The sequence below is a fragment of the Janthinobacterium sp. B9-8 genome (assembly GCF_000969645.2).
Taxonomy (GTDB): domain Bacteria; phylum Pseudomonadota; class Gammaproteobacteria; order Burkholderiales; family Chitinibacteraceae; genus Iodobacter.
The window spans coordinates 4,394,839-4,414,467 of sequence record NZ_CP014222.1 but is presented as its reverse complement, the minus strand read 5'-3'; the positions used below and the strand labels follow the sequence as shown (position 1 = coordinate 4,414,467).

14 protein-coding genes are annotated in these 19,629 nt (G+C 46.4%); 9 read left to right on the top strand and 5 right to left on the bottom strand.

The window, feature by feature from the left end; all coding sequences use genetic code 11:
- Positions 1 to 458: 458 nt before the first annotated feature.
- The gene (locus tag VN23_RS19835) at positions 459 to 1,721 is read right to left on the bottom strand and encodes an ABC transporter substrate-binding protein (protein WP_231743314.1); all 1,263 of its coding nucleotides are present in this window, start codon (positions 1,719 to 1,721) and stop codon (positions 459 to 461) included.
- 351 nt (positions 1,722 to 2,072) lie between these two features.
- Here VN23_RS19835 and VN23_RS19830 point away from each other — a divergent pair, with 351 nt between their 5' ends.
- The 4 genes from VN23_RS19830 to VN23_RS19815 all read left to right on the top strand — a co-directional run bounded on the left by VN23_RS19830 (position 2,073) and on the right by VN23_RS19815 (position 6,675).
- Positions 2,073 to 3,320 (top strand): ABC transporter substrate-binding protein, encoded by a 1,248-nt coding sequence (locus tag VN23_RS19830; protein ID WP_231743311.1) that lies wholly within the window; start codon positions 2,073 to 2,075, stop codon positions 3,318 to 3,320.
- 108 nt (positions 3,321 to 3,428) lie between these two features.
- On the top strand, positions 3,429 to 4,343 hold the full coding sequence (locus VN23_RS19825) for a carbohydrate ABC transporter permease (protein ID WP_046350534.1): 915 nt from the start codon (positions 3,429 to 3,431) through the stop codon (positions 4,341 to 4,343).
- Positions 4,344 to 4,554: 211 nt separating this feature from the next.
- Positions 4,555 to 5,385, top strand: coding sequence for a carbohydrate ABC transporter permease (locus tag VN23_RS19820; RefSeq protein WP_046350535.1), 831 nt, complete (start codon positions 4,555 to 4,557; stop codon positions 5,383 to 5,385).
- A 165-nt stretch (positions 5,386 to 5,550) separates the two neighbouring features.
- Positions 5,551 to 6,675, top strand: coding sequence for an ABC transporter ATP-binding protein (locus tag VN23_RS19815; RefSeq protein WP_046350536.1), 1,125 nt, complete (start codon positions 5,551 to 5,553; stop codon positions 6,673 to 6,675).
- A gap of 171 nt (positions 6,676 to 6,846) precedes the next feature.
- On the opposite strand, the gene VN23_RS19810 is transcribed toward VN23_RS19815, so the two are convergent.
- Positions 6,847 to 8,433, bottom strand: coding sequence for a response regulator (locus VN23_RS19810; RefSeq protein WP_046350537.1), 1,587 nt, complete (start codon positions 8,431 to 8,433; stop codon positions 6,847 to 6,849).
- A gap of 310 nt (positions 8,434 to 8,743) precedes the next feature.
- Here VN23_RS19810 and argS point away from each other — a divergent pair, with 310 nt between their 5' ends.
- On the top strand, positions 8,744 to 10,459 hold the full coding sequence (gene argS / locus VN23_RS19805; RefSeq protein ID WP_046350538.1) for an arginine--tRNA ligase: 1,716 nt from the start codon (positions 8,744 to 8,746) through the stop codon (positions 10,457 to 10,459).
- 298 nt (positions 10,460 to 10,757) lie between these two features.
- On the top strand, positions 10,758 to 11,309 hold the full coding sequence (locus tag VN23_RS19800; RefSeq protein WP_046350539.1) for a porin: 552 nt from the start codon (positions 10,758 to 10,760) through the stop codon (positions 11,307 to 11,309).
- A gap of 82 nt (positions 11,310 to 11,391) precedes the next feature.
- Here VN23_RS19800 and VN23_RS19795 read toward each other — a convergent pair whose 3' ends face one another.
- A complete protein-coding gene (locus tag VN23_RS19795) occupies positions 11,392 to 11,670 on the bottom strand; it encodes a peptidylprolyl isomerase (protein WP_046350621.1) in 279 nt (92 codons plus the stop codon).
- 228 nt (positions 11,671 to 11,898) lie between these two features.
- Between VN23_RS19795 and VN23_RS19790 the strand changes: the two genes are divergently transcribed.
- The 3 genes from VN23_RS19790 to VN23_RS19780 all read left to right on the top strand — a co-directional run bounded on the left by VN23_RS19790 (position 11,899) and on the right by VN23_RS19780 (position 15,224).
- On the top strand, positions 11,899 to 12,246 hold the full coding sequence (locus tag VN23_RS19790) for a YkgJ family cysteine cluster protein (protein ID WP_046350540.1): 348 nt from the start codon (positions 11,899 to 11,901) through the stop codon (positions 12,244 to 12,246).
- 115 nt (positions 12,247 to 12,361) lie between these two features.
- Positions 12,362 to 14,677 (top strand): bifunctional diguanylate cyclase/phosphodiesterase, encoded by a 2,316-nt coding sequence (locus tag VN23_RS19785; RefSeq protein WP_156455231.1) that lies wholly within the window; start codon positions 12,362 to 12,364, stop codon positions 14,675 to 14,677.
- 46 nt (positions 14,678 to 14,723) lie between these two features.
- Positions 14,724 to 15,224, top strand: coding sequence for a GNAT family N-acetyltransferase (locus VN23_RS19780; protein WP_046350542.1), 501 nt, complete (start codon positions 14,724 to 14,726; stop codon positions 15,222 to 15,224).
- A 46-nt stretch (positions 15,225 to 15,270) separates the two neighbouring features.
- Here VN23_RS19780 and tkt read toward each other — a convergent pair whose 3' ends face one another.
- Positions 15,271 to 17,265, bottom strand: coding sequence for a transketolase (gene tkt, locus VN23_RS19775; protein WP_046350543.1), 1,995 nt, complete (start codon positions 17,263 to 17,265; stop codon positions 15,271 to 15,273).
- 646 nt (positions 17,266 to 17,911) lie between these two features.
- Positions 17,912 to 19,627 carry a PHA/PHB synthase family protein gene (locus VN23_RS19770; protein WP_046350544.1) on the bottom strand — a complete coding sequence of 572 codons (1,716 nt, stop codon included), beginning with the start codon at positions 19,625 to 19,627 and terminating at the stop codon, positions 17,912 to 17,914.
- Between the last annotated feature and the right edge of the window lie 2 nt (positions 19,628 to 19,629).

Sequence of the window (19,629 nt, the reverse complement as noted above, 5' to 3'; positions counted from 1 at the left end):
TAACTTGGTGAGTGTTTTATGTATCAGGTAACGCAACTACTCAGCTTGCGAACAAAACCCAAATCTTGAACCACGGAGGGCACAGAGAACACAGAGTTTCACGGAAGAAAACCAAGAAAAATGATCGTTTTTTTCGTGGATACCTGCTTTACTTTTAGCGCAAATTGCTTAAGATTTGGTTCTTATTAACGTCCCATTTCCGAAGCGCCGTCATTCCCGCGTGCCTTTGGCGGGAATCCAGCGGCACAACTGGATAGCCGATAAAAACACTCGAGGATGACGGCTTGTCATATCGGGAAGTTATTTCTAGCCATATCCTTGCCAGTTATCTAAATTTGCGCAAAAGCCATCTAATCTAAGAAAAGCACCATTCAAAATGGTTTTCTCCGTGAAACGCTGTGCCCTCCGTGTTCTCCGTGGTTCAAGATTTGGGTTTTCGCCACTTATCATTTTGCTAATCAAATATCTTTTTCCCCTGCCCCTAATGCACGGACGATTCCTGCCATACGGCGTTGTGCCTCGCTGGTCGGCATTTGGGTATCGGTAAAGTAGCGGTGAACCTGCGCCACGATGGCGTCTTTTAAGGCTTCGTCTGATGCCATTCTATGGGTAAGACTAGGCGCTTGCACCATGCCGCCTTTTACAAACGTTTGCCATGAAGAGCGGGAGCAGCTATCCATCAGGCGAATATCGGCATCGCGCCGCACGGGCACCGATCCTTTGATCCGGTTATACCCTGCTTGCACGGAAGCGGAAACAATCAGCTGAGCGAGCTTTTCCTGCGCCTCCTGCCGCGAGTAATTACCCGCAAACATCACCAGCGTATCGATGCTATAGAGATGCATATCCGTCGTTCCCGGCACTGCCACACAGCCAAAAGCCACATCAGTAACCAAGCCCCATGCGTTTAGTTCACCCTTTACCCAGTCCCCCATCATCATCATGGCAGCTTCATCTTTTGCCAGCATTTTAGCGGTCTGTGTCCAGGATTTCTCAGCCACAGGATCAGGCATATAACGGCGCAAAGCGCGTAGCCGCTCTAAGGCACGGGCGAGGCGCGGATCAAAAAAAGCATTGGCACGGCGACGCACAAACAGATCACGATAATAGGCAGGGCCCCCTTCACTCAGCACCAAGCTTTCAAACAGGGTAGCCAGCTGCCAAGGCTCGCCGCTTTGCGCGAGCGGGATAAAGCCAGCACGTTTTATTTTATCCGCTGCCCGCTCAAACTCAGGCCAGTTTTGCGGCGGCAAAAGCCCCAGTCGCTTGAATATCTTCTGGTTATAAAACAAGGTATTGATGCGATGCACGCCTAGTGGCGCAGCGATCACATGGCCACGTAGCCGAACCGACGCATAGGGCGTGGGCAAGATCGAAGATCCCCATTTGGCTTGTTTAGCCACACCATCTAGCTCTAAGAGCAAACCCAAATCACCCCACTCGGCAATAGCAGGGCCAATAAGCTGAGCGGCTTGCGGCGCTTTATCTAATAAAACGCGGCTTTTAAGCACCTTCATCGCCCCCAAACCAGATCCGCCAGGAATCGCCGCATCTTTCCAGGCCAAGCCTTCTTTTTCTAAGCGCTCTACCAAAAAATCAGCAGCACGACGCTCTGATGCAGAAGTCCACCAGTGCAGCACTTCCAGGCTTTCGGCCTGCGCAGACGCAGCCATCAGCATCAAAAGTGCACATAACATCGCTTTGTTGAATGCAATCAGCAAAATCTCGAACCTATATCAAGGGTGCTGCGGACTATAACGTAAGCTATCTTGCTTATTTGTAAAAAAATGTTGCTGAGGCAAATATTTTTATCCGGCCACTCAGGCAAAGAATAGGCTTATCCATATTGAGCAAAAACAAATAAACACATTATTTGCACGTAAACAAATGTAACAATCCAGCCTATCAAAAACAACATATTAATCATAAAAATCAAACACTTAAACAAACAAAGGCAATATAAAAAATGACTTACATGTCACCTTCTCAAGGATGCTATTGTGATTTCGCCGCGACTAAAGCGTACAAAAAAATAGCGCTGAATGCGGTCAACCCTGAGGAGAGTCACCACAATGAGTACACTTGCACGAAGCGCCATCTTGGCCGCCTTACTCGCAGCCGGTACAGCACAGGCTGGCACACTGACCATCGAATCATGGCGCGTTGATGATAAAGCGCTATGGGAAGAAGTGCTATTACCTGCATTCAATAAAAAGAACCCTAGCATTCAGATTAAATTTGCTCCGACTACCCCTACAGAATATGACTCTAGCCTGACTGCGCGTCTCGCTGGTGGCACAGCGGGTGATCTGATTACTTGTCGCCCATTTGACGTATCTCTTGCCAATTATAAGAAAGGCAGCTTAGAAAAACTTGATGGCAAAGCAGGCATGGAAAACTTCCCAGCGTCCGCCAAAGTGGCATGGCAAACAGATGATGGCAAAGATGCTTTCTGTATGCCTATGGCTTCTGTGATTCACGGCTTTTTCTACAACAAAAAAATCTTTAAAGAATTAGGTCTAAATCCACCTAAGACGGCTGATGAATTTCTAAAAGTCAGCGAAGCCATCAAAAAAGGCGGCAAATACACGCCTATCGCTCTGGGCACTGCGGATCAATGGGAAGCCAATCAAATTGTTTTCACTAGCGTTGGTGCTCCTTACTGGAAAGGCGAGGCTGGCCGTAAAGCCTTGATTTCAGGCAAAGCCAAATTCACCGATCCACAATTTGTGGCCGCTTGGGATGCCATGAGCAAATGGGCACCTTATTTATCTAAAGGCGCTTCTGCTCAAACCTATGCAGACAGCCAGAATCTATTTGCCATGGGTAAAGCCGCCATCTACCCAACCGGCTCTTGGGATATTGCCTATTTCAATAAAGAAGCCAGCTTTGAATTTGGCGCATTCCCACCACCCGTTCCAAAAGCAGGCGATAAGTGTGAGATTTCTGATCACACCGACATCGGTATGGGCGTGAACAGCAAATCCAAAAACAAAGAAGACGCTTATAAATTCCTAGCTTGGCTTTCTTCCCAGGAATTTGCGGACCTTTACACTAATAAAGTAACCGGCTTCTTTAGCCTGTCTAACCACCTGATCACCGTTAAAGATCCAGTGGCAAAACAAATGCTGGAATGGCGTAAAAGCTGTGGCTCAACCATCCGCCTGAACGCGCAAATCTTAAACCGTGGCGAGCCTTCGATGGAAAACCAGCTGTGGAATGTAAACAGCCAAGTATTGAACGGCAAGCTAGCCCCCAAAGATGCAGCCGCTCAAGTACAAGCTGGCTTTGCTAAATGGTACAAACCGCAGCAAAAGTAATCATTCAGGCGGGTTACACCCGCCCTTAAGTCTTTTCCTCTTTCACACTCGACTGTGGATCTTGGTCGGCGGCGAATCGCTGCCGACATTTTTTTGCGGAGGCGCGCCATGCAGCGCAAAGTTCCTTGGCATATTCTGGTGTTTCTTGCCCCAGCTCTGCTGATCTATTCCGTATTTAGCGCCCTACCCCTGCTCGATACTTTACGACTGAGCTTTTTCACCACCAGTGAAAGCGGTCATCAAACATTTACTAGCCTCGCCAATTACCACACTATTTTATTTGATCCAGATTGGTCACATGCGTTTTGGAATGCGATGTGGAACAACTGTAAATTCTTTGTTCTGCATTTATTAATTCAAAATCCAATCGGCTTATTACTTGCAACCTTGCTCAGCCTGAAAAGCTTAAAAGGCGCCAAAACCTATCGCACGCTGATTTTCCTACCCACCCTGCTCTCGGTGGTGATTATTGGATTTATCTGGCAGCTGATTCTTTCTCCGCTCTGGGGCGTGGGTGAAAAAATAATGGGCTTTGCAGGCTTGGCCGATTACTTTGCACCGTTTTTAGGTGATGAAGGCTCGGCACTGATTACGCTGGCGATGATCTCGGTCTGGCAATTTGTCGGCATCCCGATGATGCTGATTTACGCCGCGCTATTGGCCGTGCCTGAAGATATCGTCGAAGCTGCCCATGCGGAAGGCGCAAGCAGCCTGCGTATTTTCTGGGAAATCAAATTGCCGCTCATTCTGCCCACACTGGGGCTTGTCACCATCCTGACTTTTGTTGGCAACTTCAATGCTTTTGATTTGATTTACTCGGTGAAAGGCGCGATTGCTGGGCCCAACTACAGCACGGATATCTTAGGGACACTGTTTTACCGCACTTTCTTTGGCTACCAAAGCCAGATCGGCAGCCCCACCATGGGCGCGGCAGTCGCCACCATGATGTTCCTGGTGATTTTAAGCGGCGTGGGTGCTTACTTCTTCTTTATCCAACGCAAGTTGCAGCGGTTTGAGCTGTAAATATTGTTGTTAAAAGAACTTCAGCTTCACCTTGCAATGGCGCTAAGTCTTACACCACAAACGAGAGCACAGATAACACAAGCAAACATGTGTGTCCTCCTCTGTGAAACTCTGTGCCCTCGGTGTTCTCTGTGGTTCAAGGTTTAACACACTTGACCTGATTGAGTGCTTTCTAGGTTTTGTGAACGAATTGAATAAAAGTGAGAACACCATGAAAAAAATCAAAGCGGGTGGCTTAATCGTGCAGCTCACGCTGCTCTGCTACACCTTACTGGCCCTGTTTCCGATTGCGCTAATTTTAATTAACTCAGTCAAAACCCGCGCAGGGATTTTTGATGATCCGCTGGCGCTGCCCAATGCCGAAACCTTTTCGCTGATTGGCTTTCACAAAGTTTTGGCTAAGTCTGATTTTCTGCTTTATTTTGGCAACAGCCTGACTGTAACTCTGATTTCGCTAACGCTAATTTTACTATTTGGCGCGATGGCCGCCTGGGCCTTATCCGAATATAAATTTCGCGGCAATCGCCTGCTGGCACTGTTTTTAGCCATCGGCATTATGGTGCCGATCCGCCTTGGCACGGTGTCGATTCTGGAGCTGATCGTTAAGCTGGATTTAATCAACACCCTCACCGCACTGGTGCTGGTTTACACCGCCCAAGGCTTGCCGCTGGCAGTGATGATTCTCAGCGAATTTATTGCCCAAGTACCCAAGGAGCTGAAAGAAGCGGCGCGATGTGATGGCGTAGGCGAATTTAAAATATTCTTCCAAATTATCCTGCCACTTATCCGCCCTGCCGTGGCTACCGTGGCGGTATTCACCATGATTCCGGTTTGGAATGATCTGTGGTTCCCGCTAATTTTAGCGCCAGACGATTCCACCAAAACGGTCACGCTCGGTGTGCAACAGTTTATTGGCCAATACGTTACCGACTGGAACGCCGTACTGGCGTCCCTCAGCCTAGCCGTGATTCCGGTGCTGATTATGTATGTGATTTTCTCAAGGCAGTTGATACGCGGCCTAACCTCCGGCGCGGTTAAATAAACTTTTGAACCCAAACCCCTGAAACCTGTAGACACAAAGCACACAGAGATAAAAAAACAGCCCACTGAGAAAACCAAGAAAAACACGATTAATGTTTTTCTCTGTGTGCTCTGTGTTCTCACCGCTCTCTGTGTCTACAGATTTTTTACCCGATTGGAAAACATCATGGCAACTGTAAAACTCAATCATTTAAGTAAGTCTTACGACAATAAAACTCAGATTTTGACCGATATTAATCTGGATATTAAACACGGTGAGTTTGTGGTTTTGGTTGGCCCTTCGGGCTGTGGTAAATCCACCCTGCTGCGCATGCTCTCTGGCCTAGAAAGCATTAGCGGTGGCGAGATGCTGATCGACGATAAGGTGGTGAATGATTTGCCGCCTGCCGAGCGCGGCATTGCCATGGTGTTCCAGAGCTACGCGCTTTATCCGCATATGAATGTGTATAAAAATATGGCTTTTGGCCTGCGGGTGGCCGGGGAAAACAAGGCCGCAATTGAAAAACGTATTCTGCACGCCGCTGGCATTTTAAAAATCGACCATCTGCTCGATCGCCTACCGCGTGAGCTATCGGGTGGTCAACGCCAGCGTGTGGCCATTGGCCGCGCCATTGTACGCGAGCCTAAGCTATTTTTATTTGATGAGCCGCTATCCAATCTGGATGCGTCCCTGCGGGTGCAAACCCGTTTAGAAATCGCCAAACTGCATCGCAGCCTGAACGCCACCATCGTTTATGTGACCCACGATCAGGTCGAAGCGATGACGCTTGGGGATAAGATTGTGGTGATGAGTGATTGTAAAATTCAGCAGGCAGGCACACCGCTGGAGCTTTACCAGCAACCCGCCAATCTATTTGTAGCGACCTTTATTGGCTCGCCCAAAATGAATTTAATCGAAGGCGAAGTGATCGATGCAACAGCCAACGGCGTCGGCATCAAGCTCAGCACTGGCGACACCATTCTGGCCGAAGTCGATGGCAGCAACGCCAAAGTGGGTGATTTAGTGAAGGTAGGCATTCGCGCCGAGCACCTGGCCGAAGATCAGCGCTTTAATGAGCGCTTTAGCGGCACGGTGAGCATCGTCGAGCATTTAGGCGAAGCCAATTATGTTTATCTCACCCTGAATAACGGCCAGGATATTGTGGTGCGCGGTGATGGTGATCGGGAAGTACATATTGGCGAGCAATTAGAAATCTCAGCACCTGCTGCGGCTTTTCATGTCTTCAACCAAGACGGCATCGCCTTAAAACGCCTGAGGCCGGGCAATATGAGCACATCCAAAACCAAGTAATCGATTACGAGGATAGAGCACTAAACCTTAAACCAAAGAGTAAAACGAGGACGCAGAGCTTCACAGAGTAAACTATCCAATCACAGGTTTTCTCTGTGTTTCTCTGTGGTTCAAGATTTGGCTCTGAGTAATAATCATGAACGGCTATGCTAAGAAATAGTCAGATAGCCCTTACTCACTCGGATCTTGCAATAAATCCAAAGGCAGCAGGCCCTCTGCCACTAGCTCATCTAAAGCCGCCACAATCTGCGGATCAAACTGAGAGCCGGAGCGTTCTCTCACATAAGCCATGGTTTCATCCAAGGTCCACGGCTCTTTATAGGGGCGCTTATGCAGCAGGGCATCAAATACATCGACCAAGGCCACAATCCGTGCAGAAAGGGGGATTTCCTCTCCCTTAATCCCCAAGGGGTAGCCATTGCCATCAAAGTGCTCGTGATGGCCACCTGCTATTTCGGCCCCCAGCGATAAATAAGTGGTGCCTTTAACCAAGGCCACCGTTCTGGCCAGAATCGCTGCGCCCATAGGTGCATGTTGATCCATAATTTGGCGCTCTTCCGGCGTCAGCTTACCCGGCTTAAACAGAATATGATCCGGCGTTCCCACCTTGCCTACATCGTGCAAAATGCTGGCCATGCCCACCATTTCCATAAAAGCGTTATCCATCTGCTCAGGGAAAGCATTTTTGGCTTTTAGCCGGCCCGCAATTGCATCGGTTAGTTTTTGTACCCGTAATACGTGATCGCCAGTCGTCTGATCACGAAACTCACCCAAATCGGCCAAGGCCATCACAGTGGCCTCTTGCGAGCGGCGCAATTGCTGGTAAAGATAAAGATTATCCATCGCAGCCGAAATCCGTTCACAGAAGATATCGAGTAAGTTTCTATCTACTACTTCTAAAGGCCAGGGCGGCGAGAAGTGCACGACAAAATCATAGCTATTGCGTCCGGCAATATATAAAACTTCATAGGGATAATCAGACTGGCTACATTTAGAATTTAATGCCGTATTAAGCGCAATTAATAAGCGGCTATCTTCGGGCAGAACATTGCCGTCTAAAAGCGGGGTAAATGGGCCAGTTGCAGCTAACACTTCAAAACTTTGTTGATTATTTTTAGACTGGGCGCAAAGCATGCCGTACTCGCCCAAATTTAGAATAGCCCCAACCTGCTTTAACACGCCCGATGCAAATTCTTTTAAGGAATGTAATTGATAAAGATTAGTGGCCCCTTCCAGTATTTTGGCCAAGCCTTGGCTGCTTTTTTCTAAGGCATATAAACTTTCAAAGCTACGTAAAGAAGCAATTACGGTAGTGAATATTTTATTAGCAACAAGCTCTGTTTTAGTTTTGTAATCATTAATATCGTACTCAAGCACCACCTGCTGCTCAGGCGCATGGCCCGGCTGGCCAGTACGTAAAACAATGCGGACCAGCTGATTACCTAATTCATCACGGATGCGCCGCACCAAGCGTAAGCCCGCGTCGTCCGTCTCCATGACTACATCCAGAATCGCCAGAGCGATATCATGGTGCTCAGCTAATTTATCAAAACCTTCCTGCCCAGAATACGCATGCAAAATTTCTAAACTACGGCCCTTAAATACAATATTTTTTAGCGCCAGAATAGTGGCACGGTGAACATCAGGTTCATCATCAACAATCAGCAGCTTCCAAGGCTGACGCACAAGCGCAGCAGAGGCGGATAATTCGTCCTCATCATCCTCCAGCATCCAATTTTCATCATGATCCAGTGCCATTAATATTTCCCTGATAGCTGCATCGACTTATATTTATTTTAAGAATAGAGCGCATAACAAGCATTGCCAAGCCTTGATCGCAGGGCTTAAGAATAAACCCACAGCCCTATCAATGAGCCTTGCATAGAAAACACTGTAACCCACTGAACCGAGCTTGCATCTAAGCAAAATTAATTACAAAACCAGCCCGTTAAATCCGCTATTTTCAAGTAAAAAACAAGGGGCTCTATACAGGCAATGATGACATCTACGTCCGCTAGCCTTTCGAATGCGATTACAATAGAGGCTAAATTCCTACAGAGTCCTCATCATGGCTGTTCACCCATTACTTACTTCCCGCTTTGCTGCGGCACTGGCCCAAGTCGGCGCTCCCGATGCATCCCCCAATGTGCAAGTCGCATCCAAACCAGAATTTGGCGATTACCAGGCAAATGGCATTATGGGTGCGGCCAAAGCCTTAAAAATGAATCCACGCGCCTTGGCTGAACAAGTGCTGGCCTGTGTTGATCTGGCAGGCATTGCCGACAAGTTGGAAATCGCCGGCCCCGGCTTTATTAATATCACCCTAAATAATGAGTTTCTGGCGCAAACGCTAAGCACTCAGCAGGCCGATGCCCGACTTGGCACAGGCGTAGCAAAAACAGAAACCGTGGTGATTGATTATTCCTCGCCGAATCTCGCCAAAGAAATGCATGTAGGCCATTTGCGCTCAAGCATTATTGGCGATTCGCTAACACGCATTTACAGCTATCTGGGCCATAAGGTGATTCGCCAGAATCACGTTGGCGATTGGGGCACGCAATTTGGCATGCTGACCGCCTATATGCTGGAAAACGAAAATCAAAATTCGGAGTTAGAGCTTGGCGATTTGGAAGGCTTCTACCGTGCCGCCAAAGTACGCTTTGATGCCGACCCTGCCTTTGCTGATTTATCCCGCGAATATGTAGTGAAGTTGCAATCGGGTGACGCGAAAGTACGCGAGCTATGGCAACGCTTTTTAAATATTTCAATGAAGCATTGCGAAGATGTGTATCAAAAACTTGGCCTCTTACTGACCCGCGATGATGTAAAAGGCGAATCCTCTTATAACGATGATTTGCCTGTTGTAATTGATGATCTGCGTGCCCAGGGTTTACTGACCGAAAGCCAAGGCGCACAAGTGGTGTTCCTTGAAGAATTTCGCAATAAAGACGGTGATGCAGCCGCCTTTATTGTACAAAAGCAAGGTGGTGGTTTTCTTTATTCCACATCAGACTTAGCCACGGCCCGCTATCGCACTGGCGTACTGGGTGCAAGCCGCATTCTCTACGTGGTTGATGCCCGTCAGGGGCTGCACTTCCAGCAGCTGTTTACCGTGGCCCGTAAAGCAGGCTTTGTGCCCGCCGACACTCACTTGGAACACGTCGCCTTTGGCACCATGATGGGCGATGATGGCAAGCCATTCAAAACCCGCAGTGGCGAACTGATCAAGCTGGTGGATTTACTCTCTGAAGCAGAAAGCCGCGCCTTTGATCTGGTCAGCAGCAAAAATCCAAATATGGATGAAGCCACCCGCCACCATATCGCCCACGCGGTAGGCATTGCTGCGGTGAAATACTCGGATCTATCCAAGCACCGTACCAGCGACTATGTCTTCGACTGGAACAGCATGCTCAGCTTCGAAGGCAATACCGCGCCGTATCTGCAATACGCCTACACCCGTATCGCCAGCATCTTCCGTCAGGCTGGCTCCGTCGACGCCCATGCCAAAATCGAGCTGATCGAGCCAGCCGAGCACGCTCTTGCGCTCACCCTTGTTCAATTCCCAGATATCTTGCAACAAGCAGCAAACGACACCTGCCCGCATGTTTTATGCAGCTACCTCTATACCCTAGCCACCCGCTTCTCACGCTTTTACGACGCCTGCCCAGTGCTTAAAGCCGAAGGTGAGATTCGCAGCAGCCGCTTAGCGCTTTGCCAAGCAGCCGCAAAAACAATGCAGACCGGTCTGGATTTATTGGGAATTGAAGTGCTACAGGAGATGTAATCATCTAAAGCCAAGCTACTGTTTTATATTGTAAATAAATAAAAAAGCGCCATTTCATTCATTTGAAATAGCGCTTTTTTACTTTTGCAAATGGCATGTAAATCGCTTTAAAAAAAATTACACTGAAATATACTCAACGCATAAATTTATATAATTTTGGCAATATTAACAATAAATAAAAATATAAGAAGTGCTAGTATTTGCCGCCAATTTACAGGCAGGGTCAGAAAAACATATGTTTTTCTTTGCCATTACTGACTTTACTTCTTAAATATTTACTCCAAAGATATCATATAAAATGAAAAAGAATATTCTTGCTTCCTTAGTTTTATCCACTCTAATTGCATCACCAGTATTTGCTGAAGGTTTTTACATTGGCGCAGACTTAGGTAGCAGCAACATGTCCGCAGATGTAAACAACCAAAACTTAGACAAAAACAACACGGCATGGGGCATCAACGGCGGTTATAAGTTTTCTCCATATTTAGCCGCTGAATTAGGTTACCGTGATTTTGGTAAAGCTGAAGAAAACTACTATGGCATTGCTAGCGCATCTCTTAAAGCCAAAGCAGTACAAGCATCCGTATTAGCCTCTTATCCATTCAACGATGCATTTAGTGTATTTGGCCGCTTGGGACTTGCAAGCATTAAACTAACTGCAGAAGCAAAGTCGGATTTAATCGGCTACTCCACGTCTAGCGAAGAAACTGAAACCAAAGGTTTATTTGGTATTGGTGCACAATATGCATTCAACAAAAACTTGAGCTTGCGTGCAGAATACAATCAATATGCAAAAATTGAAGATTTGAAATTATCAACATTCACCATTGGTGCAAACTACAGCTTCTAAAAATAAATTAATTTATTTTTAGCAAAAAAAAAGCGCATTCCAATATAAAATGCGCTTTTTTTGTACTCAAAACAATTGCTAATTAGCCGCGGCTATTTACGATCAGCAGGTGATAACCGAATTGAGTTTTTACAGGGCCTTGAACTTCGTTCAATGGCGCGCTGAAAACAACTTTATCAAATTCTGGCACCATCATGCCCGGGCCGAACGAGCCCAAGTCACCGCCTTGAGCAGAAGAAGGGCAGCTAGAATGCTTCTTAGCCACGGCAGCAAAATCAGCACCGGCCAGAATTTCTTGCTTCAATTCTTCACACTTGGCTTCGCTGCTTACTAAAAGGTGGCTTGCTGTAGCTTGTACCATTTCTAAAACTCCAAAAAGATGATGCTGTTGCAGCATCATTAAAAAGCGCCAAAGCGCATACGTTAAAGGGCAATATGCTGCCTTTACGGCCAATTTCAAGTTCAAAAAGCTAAAAAATCACTTAGGCAAGCTCAAGCAACAGATCAGCGGCAAGACTTTTGCCGTATAGGGAAGCAAAGTGCCATAAAATAGGCGACCATTCGCCAAAAACAGGCCCTCCCCGTCTAAATGAATAGCCAGAAAATCCGTTTTTTTCGCCAACGCATTCCGTCTTTCGAATGCATTCCGGGCTGCCATGATTGCTGTGGCCCCGTCACCACCTCCAGCGAAGAAATGTCACGTCTGCCACGCAAAAGTGCCGCTGAGCAAGCAGCTGCCATGGAAAACCTGAGCTGCCCGCACTTAGGTGACCAAGGCTGTACGGTGTATCTGGAACGCCCCTTAATTTGCCGACTGTTTGGCACTACACCAGCACTCGCCTGCCCGCACGGCAAACGGCCCGAACTGATGATTGATGAAGCCATTGAAAAACAAATCCACCAGTTTTTTAAAGAAACACGCCAGGTACTGGTGTAATTGACCCGCAAGCGATTCAAGCTTGCAAAGACATAGCAGATTGCCTAAGTAAACACTATGCTGACATAGACCCTGCCAGAGGATTTGTGTTTTGATAAGCAAGCTGCGAATTAAAGTGTTGCGTTTACTCGGTGCCACCTTATTGCTTACCGTCAGTGTTGGCTCGTACTTTTCTTATCAAATTCTCGCAGAAAAATTCACTGAATTCGAAAAAAAGAGCATTAGCAGCCATCTGGATGCTGCTGATTTACTTATCAATGAACAATTACAAACACTTAAGAAATTTGCAGGCGATTATGCAATCTGGGATGACAGCTACGCTTTTATGCAGACGGGAGATCAAAAATACATCGACTCAACCTACACCTACGAAGTAATTAATAATGTGGGTTGTGATTTTATATTTTTAATTCATCCCAATAAGAAAATTGCTTTATCAGTGATAAGTAGTGACTTCCTAGATTTAGATAAAGGAAAAGTCATTATCAGCACCCAAAGCACAGTAGCAGATCAGCTATTGAATGATCTACGTTTTAATATAAATAAAGAGTACCCACATTCGGCTATTTACTTTATCAATAAACAAGTATTCATTCTGGCAAGCTCGCCTATCGTAAAAAGCAATGGCAGCGGGCCGGCAAATGGTATTGTATTAATGGGTAGACAAATAAGTGAAGAAAGGCTCAAGCACTTACAGAAACTAAGCCAAACTCCGTTTTCAATTCTTCCTGTATCAGGCGGCATAGGCGAGGAGATATCCTTTCAAGATCATCAATACCATGCCATACGCGAAATCAAAAACACCCCTCCTTTTTCCCTAAATATTGATGGTATTCGGCCTTTATATAAAGAAGGGAAATTTGCCTACATTCTGCTTATTATTAATTTATTTTCTGTCTGGGCAATTTCACTTCTGCTGGTGATGTTTGGCTTAGGCCATCTTATTATCAGACGCATTACTTTTTACAGCCAGAAACTACACCGGATGAGCTTAGGAGAGCAATCTGATGGCCGGCTACAACACTCAGGCTCAGATGAAATCGACTTTCTCGCATTATCTGTTAATGAATTACTCGATGAAATAGAAAATCAGCATCAAAAGCTAATAAGAGATGCGCTATATGATCCGCTTACTTCATTAGGCAACCGTAGCCGTTTAAGTGAGCAATTAAAACTATCAATAAGCCTGCTACGCAGAAAAACCATTCAATCTTTTTGCTTGTTATTACTTGATTTAGATGGTTTTAAAATGATCAATGATGTTCATGGCCACCCAGCAGGCGATCAATTGCTCATTGTATTATCCAAGCGAATTTTAAACACCATCAGAGAGTGTGATTGCGCAGTGCGGCTGGGAGGGGATGAGTTTGCAATTTTGCTTATTAACCCTCAAAGTATCTTTATGGCAGAGCAAGTAACTGAAAGAATTCGTGTGCAACTTGCTTTACCGATTGAATATGGTCATAAAACACTACGTGTATCTGCCAGTATTGGCCTTGTTTACTTAGAAGATGATTTTCCCGCAGATATACAGCCTGAAAATTTATTAAAAAAAGCAGACATTGCCATGTATCAGGCCAAACAAGCCGGGCGAGACCAAGTAATCGTGTTTGATGAGCAAATGGAGTATTTACTCAATGACTATGAAAAACTGGAACTTGATTTAAAATCCAGCATCGACAACGAGCAAATTGATGTTTCCTTCCAGCCTATTTTAACAGCAGATGGCAAAAAACTAGAATCTTTAGAAGTATTAGGCCGCTGGTTTCACCCTAAACTGGGATTGATTAATCCGGATCGTTTTATTCCTATTGCAGAAAATGCCCGCCTTATTCGCCGCTATACTTTAGGTGTACTCAAAAAAGCATGTTTGGTTGCAAAAATGGAATTCGGCATTTACCCAGACTTACGCTTATCTGTCAATATCAGCGTTCAAGAAATGCTTGAAGATGATTTTTTTAATGATTTACATGAAATTCTTTTAGAAACAGACTACCCGCCTCATTTACTAAACCTAGAAATAACTGAATCACTCTTTGTCAAAAATGAATCAGAGCTAGCCAAACCCATGCAGCAGTGCAATGAAATTGGCATTAAATTTCATATTGATGATTTCGGCTCTGCTTATTCCTCCATCGCCCGCTTACACACTTTACCTATTGATGTATTAAAAATTGATAAAGCATTTATTAAACGAATTGGAGAAGGTGGAGAAATACTTATTCGTGCAGTGATTGAAATGGCGCATAGTTTAAAAATGAAAGTCATTTGTGAAGGTGTAGAAACCACAGAGCAAGCTCTATGTATTATTGAGCTGGGTGGCGATTATATTCAAGGTTATTTATATTCAAAGCCTATGGCGATTTCTGAGCTATCAATGTGGTTACACAAATTAAACTATAATGAAACGCGTGAGAAAATTATTCCTTGATTAAAAATAAAGGTAATATAGTAAAAAACTTATAGCAGAATACTCTATGATTCACTTCAATACAGCAAGACTTAAGCTGCGTACCATCACTATCGACGATGCCGCTTTTTATTTGAAACTCATTAATGAACCATCCTGGCATCAATATATTGGCGATCGGGGCATTCGCACTTTGGAAGAAGCCAAACAAGCGATTGTAAATGGCCCGCTTGATATGCAAATTCGTCTTGGATTTAGCCTTTATTTAGCGGAGCTCAGCGAAACAGGAGAGCCAATAGGGCTTTGTGGTTTATTAAAACGAAACTATCTGGAACACCCAGATCTAGGCTATGCTTTTTTACCTCAGTACTGGAAGCAGGGCTTCGCGAATGAGGCCGCAAGTGGCGCACTTAAATATGCAAAAGAAGTATTAAATCTTACCCAAATTCTTGCCACAACAGATACAGAGAATCAACCTTCGATGCAATTACTACAAAAACTTGGGTTTAGTTTTTCAAAAAAAATAATGCTCGATAAAGAACTGAATCTTTTCTCGCTGGATCTATAAAAAAACGGGCACGAATGCCCGTTTTTTATTCGCTTAACAAAATCAATTAAGCAATGATTGCTTTTGCCTTAGCCACTACATTTTCTACCGTAAAGCCAAAGTGCTTAAACAATAAGCCAGCCGGAGCGGATTCACCAAAAGTATCCATCCCCACAACATCGCCTTCTAGGCCAACGTATTTGCGCCAGAAATCTGAAGTCCCCGCTTCAATGGCTAAACGTGCCACACCGCGCGGTAATACGGCTGCTTTGTACGCTGCATCTTGCCCATCAAATACATTGGTCGATGGCATAGAGACCACGCGAGCAGCAATGCCCTCTGCGGCCAAGGCTTCAGCGGCTTTTACCGCCAGCTCCACTTCAGAGCCGGTTGCAATCAAGATGACAGCAGGATTAGCTACGTCTTTTAATACATAGCCGCCTTTCTTGATATTGGCGATGGTTGCTTCATCACGCGCCATAAACATTAAGTTTTGACGGCTAAAGATCAAGGACGAAGGGGTCGATTTTTGCTCAATTGCATGAGCCCAAGCCACCATCGATTCTACGGTATCGCATGGACGCCATACATGGTGATTTGGGATGCAGCGCAGTGTTTGCAATTGCTCTACCGGCTGATGCGTTGGGCCATCTTCACCCAGACCGATCGAATCGTGGGTATAAACGAAGAGGTTGTTAGTCTTCATGAGTGAGGCCATACGCAGCGCGTTCAGCGCGTATTCGCAGAACATCAGGAAGGTTGCGCCGTAAGGGCGGAAACCGCCGTGCAGCACCACACCGTTCATAATGGCGCTCATACCAAATTCACGCACGCCGTAGCTGATATGGTTACCAATCAGCTCATTGCCTTCACGCTTGAGTGAAACGCAGCCTTTCCAGTTAGTCAGGTTGGAGCCGGTCAAATCAGCAGAGCCGCCAAGCATTTCTGGTACTTGTGGAGCATAGGCATTGAGCGCGTTTTGTGATGCTTTACGCGAAGCAATGGTTTCTGCCTTGGTATTGGCATCGCTAATCGCAGCTTTTACTACATCTTGCCAATTCGCTGGCAATTCATTACTCATACGGCGTTTGAATTCTGCGGCTTCCGCTGGGTAGACTGCTGCGTACTTAGCAAACAGGGCATTCCAATCAGATTCTAAACGTGCGCCTGATTCTTTTTTGTCCCAGCCTGCGTAAACATCAGCAGGGATTTCAAACGGGCCGTGGTTCCAGCCAATAGCTGCACGCGTTGCGGCAATTTCAGCATCGCCAAGTGGCGCGCCGTGGCAATCGTGACTGGCCGCTTTATTTGGCGAGCCTTTACCAATAATGGTTTTGCAGCAGATCATCGTTGGTTTGTCTGTTACTGCTTTCGCAGCAACAATGGCGGCATCCAGCGCATCTACATCGTGGCCGTCTACAGATAACACATGCCAGTTGTAAGATTCAAAGCGCTTAGGCGTATCGTCGGTAAACCAGCCTTCTACATGGCCGTCGATAGAAATACCGTTGTCGTCCCAGAATGCAATCAGCTTGCCCAGCCCCCATGTACCAGCCAGAGCGCAGGCTTCGTGGCTAATGCCTTCCATCAGGCAACCATCGCCAAGGAATACATAGGTGTAGTGATCAACGATATCCAGACCCGGCTTATTGAAATCGCGAGCGAGGAGTTTTTCTGCCAGCGCAAAACCTACCGCATTGGTAATACCTTGGCCCAGTGGGCCAGTCGTGGTTTCTACACCAGGGGTGTAATGCAGCTCTGGGTGGCCGGGGGTTTTGGAGTGGAACTGACGGAATGCTTTAAGATCATCCATCGATACATCGTAGCCAGTCAGATGCAGCAAGGCGTATTGCAACATCGAGCCGTGGCCGTTAGATAAGATAAAACGGTCGCGATCAGCCCAATGTGGATTCACTGGATTAAAGCGCATGTGGTTGCCCCACAGCGACAAGCCAATTTCCGCCATACCCATCGGCATGCCTGGATGGCCTGAATTAGCCTTCTGAACTGCATCCATTGCTAAAGCGCGGATTGCATTTGCTAGATCGTTACGCGTTGCCATATCTTTTCCTTGTGTGCATTAAGGTGAGCTACGCCAAAAGCGCGGCTCGTCCCCCCCTCCTATTCAGGGAGAGGGTAAGGGGAGAGGGAGGTCAGAGTGGCTTACTGCCATGACCATTAAGCTATTCATCATCAAGTATTTCAGGCCCCGATGACTATTTAAAAAACATCAGGGTAAATCGCTTCCCCCATTATCACTGAGGGACTGTGTTCGCAACAATATCAAAATACCATATCATTTTTAACACGAGATAACGCGGATAGCGTTGAGCTGGCTCAAAGTGTTAAGGCGGGCTTTCGCCCGCCTTAGAATAAATTAAAACCCGTAGCTGTTTTTACTTAAAAACGGATGTTATGCAACGGAAACCCAAATCTCGAACCACGGAGGAACACCCGTTTTTGATTTAGGCATTTTAATTAACGCTAAATATAGCAATCTGGGTTTTATCATGGCTCGTGGGACGAGGCTTAAATCTCAATCCTAACAACTTAAGGGAAATTTGTAGGTTAGGCTAGCGATTTGCTGCGAGGTTTACCTCGCTCAGCGATTGATCGCATAACCCAACATTCTGTTTACGCTTAAGTGTTGGGTTACGCTGATTTATCCGCCCTTAGACGAAGTGGCTCAAGATTTGGGGTTTAAGCTGCTACTCCAAAACATAAGTCCCCGGTGTGGCCCCTTGCTGCGGATGGACGCGGCTGGATAATTTGGGTTTTACCTGCTCGCCGCACTGCGGCCTAAGCCACTCTACCCAGTTGGGCCACCAAGAGCCGGCTACCTTTTTTTGCCGTGCTAAAAAGTCTTCGGCACTTTCACCGGTTTTAGGCACGCCCTGCCAGTAGCTGCGTTTGGATGTTGGGCTGGGTGGGTTAACGATGCCAATAATATGGCCCGATGTGGAAAGGGTAAACGTAACATCCCCTCCGCTTCGATCAGCCAGGGTGTAGGTTTGCCGCCAAGGTGCAATATGGTCTTCTTCTGCGCTAACCATAAAGAGAGGCTGCTTGATTTGGCCTAAATCGATTTTTTGTCCTGCCAGTTCTAAAGCATCGGGCTGAACGAGTTTGTTTTTCCAATACAATTCGCGCAAATAGGTGCGGTGCATTTTCATCGGCATACGGGTGGAATCCATATTCCAATATAAAACATCAAATTCACTCGGCGTTTGGCCCAGCAAATAATTATCGACCCAGTAATTCCAAATCAGGCTATTGGAACGCAGCATTCTAAATGAGGCAGCCATGTCTTTGCCATCCAGATAGCCTTTTTTCTCCATCACACTATCAATGAAATCCAGCCCCTCTTCATCTAAAAAGACTTCGATATCACCGGGGTATTCAAAATCGGTCAGCGTGGTGAGTAAGGTGGCGGAAACCACCGGCACTTTGCCCGGCATCTGCCGGTTTGCCCAAGCGAGGTACGTCGCCACCAGCGTGCCACCAAGGCAATAACCGAGTAAATGCACCTGCTCGCTGCTGCTAATTTCCTGTGCCACTTTAATAATTTGCGCCACGCCATCGCTTAGATAATCATCAAAAGCCACATCACGCATACTGCTGTCGGGGTTCTTCCAGCTGGTGATAAACACCGAGAAACCTTGATCAACCAGATACTTCACCAGGCTTTTTTTCTCGTTAATATCGAGGATGTAATACTTATTAATCCACGGAGAGACCAGCACCAGCGGCACACTATGCACCTTGGGCGTGGTTGCTTCGTAATGCAGCACTTCAAGCAAACGCCCGCGATACACCACCGAACCGGCCGTAGTCGCCAGATTTTCACCCACTTTAAACGCGTTCATATCGGTCATACTGATATCGCCACGCGCTTTATCTTCCTTAAAGTTTTTATAGCCTGCAACGAGGCTTTCACCCTTAGTACTTAATGCCTTAGCAATCGCTACCGGATTAGTCAGCAAAAAATTAGTCGGTGCCACAGCATTCAGCACCTGTCTTAACCAGAATGCGCTACGGTTACGCTCGTGCTCGCCCATATCCGGCGTGGCATACAGCGTGTCTTGCAGCCAATGCGTATTAAGCAAATACCATTCTTTAATACCATCCCAATAAGGGCTATCGCTCCAGATTGGGTCGGCAAAGCGCACGTCTTCCGGGTGAGGAGGGAAAACATCACTATCCGCCTCGCCCCAGAAACGCCGAGTCATAAAGTTTTGCCACTTCGTTACATCATTCACATAACGAAACAAGACATTAGATAAGGCAAGCGGATTTTGCAACCATGCTTGCTGCGCTTTGCGCGAGCTGGCCATCAAGCCAAAGGGATCGGTCGACTGCCTTAATTTATGCTGTAAATCAGCATAACGCTGAGATTGTTCAGTAAGAAAAGTAAACTCTGACATTG